Annotated in this window: 4 protein-coding genes and 1 pseudogene; 4 read left to right on the top strand and 1 reads right to left on the bottom strand. The window is 69.8% G+C overall.

Annotated features, from left to right (window positions below; genetic code table 11):
- Nucleotides 1-159: 159 nt before the first annotated feature.
- Nucleotides 160-265 (top strand): annotated as a pseudogene (locus JF597_RS49405) (transposase); the annotation flags it as partial.
- Between the two features lie 289 nt (nucleotides 266-554).
- On the opposite strand, the gene JF597_RS49400 reads toward JF597_RS49405, so the two are convergent.
- Complete coding sequence (locus tag JF597_RS49400; RefSeq protein ID WP_294012542.1) at nucleotides 555-1,751, bottom strand: MFS transporter; 1,197 nt, start codon at nucleotides 1,749-1,751, stop codon at nucleotides 555-557.
- A gap of 721 nt (nucleotides 1,752-2,472) precedes the next feature.
- On the opposite strand from JF597_RS49400, the gene JF597_RS49395 reads away from it, so the two are divergent.
- From JF597_RS49395 to JF597_RS49385, 3 genes are all read left to right on the top strand, one after another.
- Complete coding sequence (locus JF597_RS49395) at nucleotides 2,473-2,961, top strand: lamin tail domain-containing protein (protein WP_294012540.1); 489 nt, start codon at nucleotides 2,473-2,475, stop codon at nucleotides 2,959-2,961.
- Nucleotides 2,962-3,776: 815 nt separating this feature from the next.
- A complete protein-coding gene (locus JF597_RS49390; protein ID WP_294012538.1) occupies nucleotides 3,777-4,715 on the top strand; it encodes an RIO1 family regulatory kinase/ATPase in 939 nt (312 codons plus the stop codon).
- Between the two features lie 358 nt (nucleotides 4,716-5,073).
- Nucleotides 5,074-5,235, top strand: a complete 162-nt coding sequence (locus tag JF597_RS49385; protein WP_294012535.1) for a hypothetical protein — start codon at nucleotides 5,074-5,076, stop codon at nucleotides 5,233-5,235.
- The last annotated feature ends 20 nt before the right edge of the window (nucleotides 5,236-5,255 follow it).

Below are 5,255 nucleotides of genomic sequence, written 5' to 3'. Positions count from 1 at the left end.
CCGAACGCCTCCCGGATCTCTCACCGAGCCCGGATCGCGGACATCGGGCCAGGCCCTCGGATCCATCCGCGCGACCTCCACGAGCGCTATCACCTCCCGCCGGGCCCGGTCGTCCGGCAGCTGCGTCATGACATCTACTGCGAGCTCCTCCACCACCGACCTCGCACGATTGTCCAGACGTGTGTGGTGCACCTGCTGCGCAACTCGTCGCGATACGCCCGCCCGCCAGGACTGGGACAAGGCCGCCAAGGCTCTCAAGCCCGTTTGCGAGTGCGTTGTGATGTGCAGCGAGATCCTTGCCCAGTCAACTGAGGCGGGAACGTGACTAGGTGTTTCTCAACCCCCGCCGTGATGACCAAAGGCTCTTGCCGGTGCCGCACTCGTCGTTGGAGCCGGGCGGGGTGGTTTTGTCGATGAGCCAGAAAACCGCATCTCGATGAGTCCTGGCAGTGGTTCCTGTTCCGTGAGGCGAAGATTGCCGGTGAGTTTTGACATCGCTTGGGGTGCTCGGCTCCTTCCTCGGGGTCTTGATGGTGGCCGTCCTCCGGCCCGTCTCAGGGTCGTTCATCCTCGGCTGCTGATGAGGCCCGTAGCCCGCCGAGCGCCAGGACCGTCATCACCGCCGCGGCCCCCGCCATCACGCCGAAACCGCCGTGCGCACCGCCCGCATCCACCATCCGCCCCGCGACCGCCGCGGCCCCCGCTATTCCTGCCGCGCTTGCGGAGTTACCCCAGGTGAACGCCTGGGTGAGGACGGCGCGCGGGACCGACGACTCGGTGAGAACGGAGGTGAGGATCAGGAGGACCGGGACAGCGAGTCCGGTCAGAGCGAGGGTGGCGCCGACCGCGAGTGGCGCGTCGAGGAAGGTCAACGGAAGGCACGCGATGGTGAGGCAGGTGGCAGCTGCAGCCTGGTGGTGCCGGGGTGAGCCACCGTGGCGCCATGCTCCGTAGGCCAAGCCACCCACCAGATTGGTGCAGTTGGAGGCGAAGTAGAGCGGCGCTGCGGCGCCCGGTGTGCCGTGTCCGACTGCGTACGCGGTGACGGACACCTGCATCGCCCCGAAGAACACCCCGAGCGCGAGGCCGAGCGCGGCCTGCAGCAGGAACGCGAAGCGCAGCAGGGCGCGTGCGGCGTGCCGGCGTTCGGCGCGGCCGACGAGGGGTGGTGTGGTGCGGCGCTGGGCGGCGAGGACGAGTCCGCCGCCGATGACGAGCGCGGCGGCGAGCAGCACCCCGGCGCCCGGGCGGCCAGCTGCGCCGAGGACGCTCACCAGGGCGGGGCCGGCCATGTAGGACACGCCGTTGGCGAGGGCCTCCAGGGCGAAGGCGGTGGGCAGTGCGGCCGCCCGTTCGCCGGACAGCAGGGCGGACCAGCGAGCGGCGGACAGGGCACCGAGCTGGGGCAGCGTCGCCCCGACGAGCACCCCGGCGACGAGGTCCGGAACGGCGCCGGTGAGCAGCAGCGCCACGGCCCCCGCATGTGCGCCCAGCGCCCACGGGAGCACCCGCGCCTGCCCGAACCGGTCGACAAGGCGCCCGAGCTGGGGCCCGGCGACGGCGTCCGCGACAGCGAACCCGCCGGTGACGAGGCCCGCGGCGGCATACGACCCGGTGCGTGCATGCACCAGCCAGACGATGCCGATGCCCGTCATGGCGATGCCCAGACGTCCGAAAGAGGCGGGAAGGAAGAAGGCCGCGGCACCCGAAGTGCGCAGCAGCGTACGGTAGTTCGCCGAAGCCGAAGGCACGGCGCATCCCTTTCGCCGCCCGGCGGGACGCGCCAACGGGGCCGTCGGCGTCCGGATGTGCCGACCCGTGGCTGCGCCTGAAGCCGTCCAGTAGTGGCGTGGAGCAGGGACGCGCACCCCACGCCGGCTCCGTCACCGGGCAGATGTCATGTGGTAGTTGATGACCTCCTCGATCGTAGAGGAACGGCGCGCAGAAACGAACAGAGGAAGGGCCCGTTGTGATCGTCAGCCTGCGTCCTGCTCGGCCCTGGCCCGGGTCTGGGCGAGACCGAAGGAGTCGGTGCCGGTCTCGATGATGTCGGCGTCTCGTGGTGACCTGCCGTGCGCGGTCCAGTTTCCGTACGTCAGGGTGCGTGGCGCCCGGAGGGCCTGTTACGCACTTTCGGGTGACGGGAGGTCAGGGGCTGGGGTGGCGCGCTGCGGCGGTCACAGGCGGGGGGCCAAGGTGCGAACGGGTCGGTGAGCTTGTGTGGCGTCAACTTGGTGCGTACGGCGCATAAATGGACGATGCATCCAAGAGTCACAGCAATATGGATGAAGAGTAACGGAGGGCTCATATCGCGTTCACAATCTGCACGGGATGGCCATGGTGTGGGTGTGCGGCCGACCGGCCGCCACCCGCACACCGCACCAGCCCGCTCCGCCGGCCCCGCTGCAAGGGGTCGTCGGGAACAGGGCGGGTGCCCGTACAGCTCTGGGGGCCTTTGTGTCTTCTTCCACGGTGACCGCCCGTCGTCTGTCCGCCGCCGCATTGGCGGCCGCCGCGATCGTCGGGGCGGTGGCGCTGCCGGCGTCGGCGGCCGACCTCGCCCGGCCCGACCGGACGAAGGTGGAGATCAGCGCGGTCCAGTACGACGCACCGGGCCGTGAGGACCGCTCGCGGCGCTCACTGAACAAGGAGTGGGTCGAGCTCACCAACACCTCCCGACGCACCGTCAACCTCGACGGCTGGACCCTGAAGAACGAGGACGGCGACACCTACACCTTCGACCACTACCGCCTCGACGGCCGCGCCACCGTCCGCATCCACACCGGCTGGGGCCACGACACCGACAGCGACCTCTACATGGACCGCCACAACGAGGTGTGGGACAACCGTTCCGACACCGCCACCCTGCGCAACGACCACGACCGCTTCATCGACGACGAATCCTGGGGCCGCCACCACCGCCACGGCGGTCACCAGCACGGTGGTGGCCGCCACCACTGACCCCCCGGGCATCCGCCACACCAGGTGATGCCCGCAGAGTGAGGCGACAGCGCCCCGACCGGCTTGCCGGTCGGGGCCATCCGCCTTGTAGCCGGCCACCGCTCTGGCCAGGGCGGACCGATGCGCGCGGGGAGCTTCTTGCCGCCGCCAGATGGACTCCATCGGGGGTGGACTACGTGTCGTGTGTTGGGTGCGAACGAAACAGGCCGGCGCTGACCGAGGTCAGCGGTGATTCGGACGTGGCAGTAGGCGAAGGCGGGGGTGTCGTCGAGGGTGTCGGCCAGACCGGTGCTGGCGTTGGTCGGGACGCCGATCGCCATCAGGAAGATGACGACCGGCAATTGCAGCGGTTCCGCGTCCCAACGGCGGCGCCCGCGGCGGGGACGCCTGACGGTCTGTGACCTCTGACACCGCGGTGTGCACTGCGAGTTGACGGGCGTGGGCGTTGTTCGCAAGACACAGGCCGCCGTCAGGGTGCCCGGTGTCCTGACCGTGCTGGGCCACGGTGCGGATTTTGCGGCCCGCCGCGGCCCGGACATCCGCGTGTCGACCACTACGGCATGCAGCGGGGCGTCTTACGACGAGCGACACGTCGAGCCGGGTCCGGAGGATTACGCCGGAAACCGACCGCACCGCCGGGGCCGCTCGCCGCGGGCCGGCTTTATTCGGTTGCCGCGCCCCGTGTCCGACCCTCACCATGGGCGAGCCACCGGGAGCTGCCCGGTGCTCCACGAGAGGAGGCCCGACCGTGACTACGACTGTCCTCGGCCTGCCCGCAGACCGCCTCTCTCTCGCCTCATGGAGCACCTCCAGCGATGTCTCACGACGATCTCTCGCAGCATCCTCAGTACCCGGCATTTCCTGACGCCTTCAGCACCGACGCCGACCGCTACGTCCCGCCGTCGCGCGACCTGGGCGACATCGACGACCGGTTCGTCTTCGACTTCCGTTCCTACGACGATCTCGCCGACGGCCAGCGCTGGTCGACCTGGCTCAGCGTCGAACCTCTCTCCCGAGGCCCCGAGCCGCTCCCGGACTGGGTGGTGACCTCGCAGGGCGCGATCGACACCGAGCTGGGTGTCCTCAAGACCGGCAAGGAGGCCGACGTCCACCTCGTCGAGCGGGCCGACCCGCTCGCCCCCGCCGGTGGCGTGGTCATGGCGGCCAAGCGGTACCGCTCTCCCGAGCACCGGTCCTTCCACCGCGCGGCCTCCTACACGGAGGGCCGTTCGATGAAGCGCTCACGTGACGAGCGCGCCCTCAAGCGGAAGAGCACCTTCGGCCGGCAGGTCGCGGCCGGCGAGTGGGCGGTGTCCGAGTGGGGTGCGCTGGTGCGGCTCTGGAATCTGGGGCTGCCGGTTCCCTATCCGGTCCAGATCGACGGCACCGAGATCCTGATGGAGTGGATCACTGTCGTCGACGAGGACGGCACCGTCGCGACCGCGCCCCGGCTCGCCCAGGTTCGGCCCTCACGTGAGCTGCTGGCGGTGTACTTCGAGCAGCTGACCGATGCGCTCGCGACGATGGTGCAGAGCGGTGTCGTCCACGGCGACCTCTCGGCGTACAACATCCTGGCGGCGGGCGAGCGGCTGGTCATCATCGATCTGCCGCAGATCGTCGATCTGGTGGGCAACCTCAACGGAATGGACTTCCTCCAGCGGGACTGCGCCAACATCTGCGGCTGGTTCCGCTCGCGGGGCCTTGAGGTCGACGAGCACGCGCTGTTCGCGGAGCTGATGGCGCACGCCTTCTGAACCTGGGTGGGCCGTTTCTGACGGCTCTTGAGCTCTCATCGTGCCGCCTTCGCCGTCCAGCTTCTTTCCGCCGCCCGCCTTCGGCTCGTACAGCGCCGAGCGGGCGGCGGCCAAGGCGGCCGGCGGCCGGGTGCGTGACCGAGGGCCTCGGCAGCTTGGCCGCTCTCCCGGCGCAGGACCCCATCGACCTCGCCCTCGGCCAACCCACCTCCCCTGCCATCTGCGACAGCGGCAGGGCGATGAAGAGCCGCACCGCGGTCGGCTGATCGGATTCGTCACCAAGGACGGCGCCAGCTGGTGCCTGACGCGGCCTTCTCATCTCCTGCTGCGCCCCGACGGCCGCTCCAACAAGGCCGAGATGTGCAGCCTCGATGCTTCCACCGCCGGCTCGTGGGTGACCGCCACCGGCACCTGGATCCCCGAGGGGAAGTTCGCCTCGGACGAAGCCTGGCCGCCCGTGCTCGGCCAGGCGTCCGGCAATCAGGTGACGCAGCCGGAGAATTCGTACGAGAAGCGGTAGTCCCGAGCAGTCGGTGAGTT

It is taken from the genome of Streptomyces sp. (genome assembly GCF_019510245.1).
Classification (GTDB): domain Bacteria; phylum Actinomycetota; class Actinomycetes; order Streptomycetales; family Streptomycetaceae; genus Streptomyces.
Note: the sequence above shows the minus strand (reverse complement) of the source record. Positions and strands in the feature narration are given on the sequence as shown.

What these genes read in the sequence shown, in the direction of transcription:
- JF597_RS49390 (WP_294012538.1), top strand. Translation starts at nt 3,777, where the DNA reads ATGTCTCACGACGATCTCTCGCAGCATCCTCAGTACCCGGCATTTCCT.
- JF597_RS49385 (WP_294012535.1), top strand. Translation starts at nt 5,074, where the DNA reads ATGTGCAGCCTCGATGCTTCCACCGCCGGCTCGTGGGTGACCGCCACC.